General features: G+C 67.2%; 3 protein-coding genes. 1 reads left to right on the plus strand and 2 read right to left on the minus strand.

The window, feature by feature from the left end; translation table 11 throughout:
• The coding region (locus tag KDB67_RS11825) for a hypothetical protein (protein WP_291015942.1) at window positions 1-263 on the minus strand (263 nt) is incomplete at its 3' end.
• Between the two features lie 269 nt (window positions 264-532).
• On the opposite strand from KDB67_RS11825, the gene KDB67_RS11830 reads away from it, so the two are divergent.
• Window positions 533-2,185 (plus strand): long-chain fatty acid--CoA ligase, encoded by a 1,653-nt coding sequence (locus KDB67_RS11830; RefSeq protein WP_291015943.1) that lies wholly within the window; start codon window positions 533-535, stop codon window positions 2,183-2,185.
• 196 nt (window positions 2,186-2,381) lie between these two features.
• Here the strand turns inward: KDB67_RS11830 and KDB67_RS11835 are convergent.
• On the minus strand, window positions 2,382-2,642 hold a 261-nt coding region (locus tag KDB67_RS11835), incomplete at its 5' end, for a transglycosylase family protein (protein WP_291015945.1).

The following is a 2,642-nucleotide window of genomic DNA, read 5'->3' on the forward strand; positions in this document are numbered from 1 at the left end:
AGTTCCAGACGCAGCTGACGGACCTCGTAGTCGAGTTCGCCGATCTGACGGCGCAGCTTGCGGACGTCGGAGCCTGCCGGGATGTTCACCAGATGCCAGAGCGCGGCATTGGCGTCCTCGATGCGTTTGCTCGCCTCACGGCGGACCATGCCGATGATGGCGGTGGTGGTGGCGAATTCCTCGGAGTGCACCACCGCCTCGATGGTGGGGGTGAGCCGCTTTTCGGCGGCATCGTAGAGATCGCGCAGGGACGGCACGGTCATCGCCTTTCGCTGAGCCCGTACGGTGCGCGAGGCGCCGCCCGGGGCGTTGCCGGGTCATTGAACCGTACCGCGGAGTTCGGCCGAACCCCTGGTCGGCCGATCGCGCCTCATATTGCCGAAATGCTGCATGTGCGGCGACGGTATGGTTTTCAATGCTGTGGTATCAGTCACAGTCTAGGCATGCCAGTCACGCGTGGCGCATGCGGCCGGGGGAGTCGTCGCCCATCTGCCCGCCACACGGTGAACAACCCGCTAAGGAGACCCGGAACATGATCCAGTCCACGATGCAGGGCGGAAATCTCTCCCTCGCGACCCTCGTCGAGTACAGCCGAAAATCGTTCCCCGAGGGGCGGGTCCGAACGTGGACGGGTTCGGCTTTCCGCGACATCTCCTTCGCCGAGATCGGTGAGCAGGCCGCCCAGCTGGCGCACGCCCTCGACGGACTCGGCGTCGGTCGCGGCGACCGGGTGGCCACCTTCATGTGGAACAACAACGAACACCAGGTGGTCTACGCCGCCGTCCCGTCGATGGGGGCCGTGCTGCATACCCTCAACCTGCGGCTCTCGCCCGAGCAGGCGGTGTTCATCCTCAACCACGCCGACGACAAGGTGATCCTGGTCGACGCCTCGGTGGCGCCGATGCTGTCGGCGTACGTCGCGCAGGCGCCCGGGGTGCGGCACGTGATCGTCGTCAACGGTCCGGTCGAATCGTTCACCGCACCGGATTGGGTCACCGTGCACGCCTACGACGAGTTCATCGCCGGACAGCCCACCACCTACAACTGGCCCGGCGACATCGACGAGCGTTCGGCCGCCGTGCTCTGCTACACCTCGGGCACCACCGGTGACCCGAAGGGCGTCGTCTACTCCCACCGCAGCATCTACCTGCATTCGCTGACCGCCACGTCGACCACCGGCGTGGGGTTGTCGAACCGTGACTCGATGCTGGCCATCGTGCCGATGTTCCACGTGATGAGCTGGGGGCTGCCGTACGCGGTGATGATGTGCGGGGCGACAATGATCATGCCCGACCGGTTCCTGCAGCCCGAGCCGCTCCTGGCGATGATGGCCGAAGGCCGGCCGACGCTGGCCGCGGCGGTGCCCACCATCTGGCAGGGCGTGGCGGCCCGGCTGCATGCCGCGCCGCAGGACATCTCGCATCTGCGGGAGGTGATCGTCGGCGGTGCGGCGGTACCGCACACCATGATCCGGGCCTTCGACGAATTCAACGCACCGATCACGCATGCCTGGGGTATGACCGAGACCTCACCGCTGGGCAGCATCGCCCGCCCGCCGGCCGGCATCGACGACCCCGAGGAGGCCTTCGCCTACCGCGTCACGCAGGGCCGTTTCCCGCCACTGGTCGCCGGCCGCATCGTCGATGACGAGGGCAACGAACTGCCCTGGGACGGTGAGACTTCAGGTGAGCTGGAGGTGTCGGGACCGTGGATCACCGGTGCCTACTACCAGCCCGACGGCAATGTGAGCGCACCGGACAAGTTCCACGACGGCTGGCTGCGGACCGGTGACGTGGCCACCATCAGCCCGGACGGCTACATGAGGATCGTCGACCGCACCAAGGACATCATCAAGACCGGTGGCGAGTGGATCAGTTCGGTGGAACTGGAGAACGCGGTGATGAGCAATCCGGTGGTCCTGGAGGCCACGGTGATCGGCGTGCCGGACGCGAAATGGGATGAGCGGCCCTTCGTGCTGGCCGTCGTAGCGAGCGAGGCCGACGCCGACATCGAGGCGCACAAGGCATTCCTGGCGGATCTGGTGCCGCGCTGGCAGATTCCCGAACGCTGGTCGTTCGTCACCGAGATCCCCAAGACCTCGGTGGGCAAGTTCGACAAGAAGGCCGTCCGCAGCCGCTACGCCGAAGGCGGCTACGAGGTGTTCGGGGAACCCGCTCCCGAGTAGTCGCAGGAGGGTAGTCGCCGCTGGGTGGTCGCACTGACCCGCAGTCTCGAAACGCACCGATGGGCAGCCCCTGATCAGGGACTGCCCATCGTATGTGGTTGCGAGGTCACCGGGTTCGGTCCGCTGACCGCCCCCGGCCGGATGTCCGTTCGGGGGGCAGTGCGGGTGCGGCCGCGGCGACCTGGGTGCGGCGTGCCTACAGGTAGGCGCCGCACACCGGCCATGCGCCGGGGCCCTGGCCGGCCAGGGTGTTCTCGGCGACGCGGATCTGCTCTTCACGCGAGGCGTAGTGCGGGCTGCCGGAGCCGCCGTAGGCCTCCCAGGTGGATTGCGAGAACTGCAGGCCGCCGTAGTAGCCGTTGCCGGTGTTGATTCCCCAGTTGCCGCCGCTCTCGCACGCGGCCACAGCGTCCCAGTTGTGGCCGTAGGCAGATGCGGTAGCAGTCGCCAGACCGAA

The sequence above is a fragment of the Gordonia sp. (in: high G+C Gram-positive bacteria) genome, assembly GCF_020438995.1.
GTDB lineage: Bacteria > Actinomycetota > Actinomycetes > Mycobacteriales > Mycobacteriaceae > Gordonia.

Excerpts from the sequence above, each read along its gene's own strand:
- KDB67_RS11830 (WP_291015943.1), top strand. The coding sequence starts at position 533 with ATGATCCAGTCCACGATGCAGGGCGGAAATCTCTCCCTCGCGACCCTC.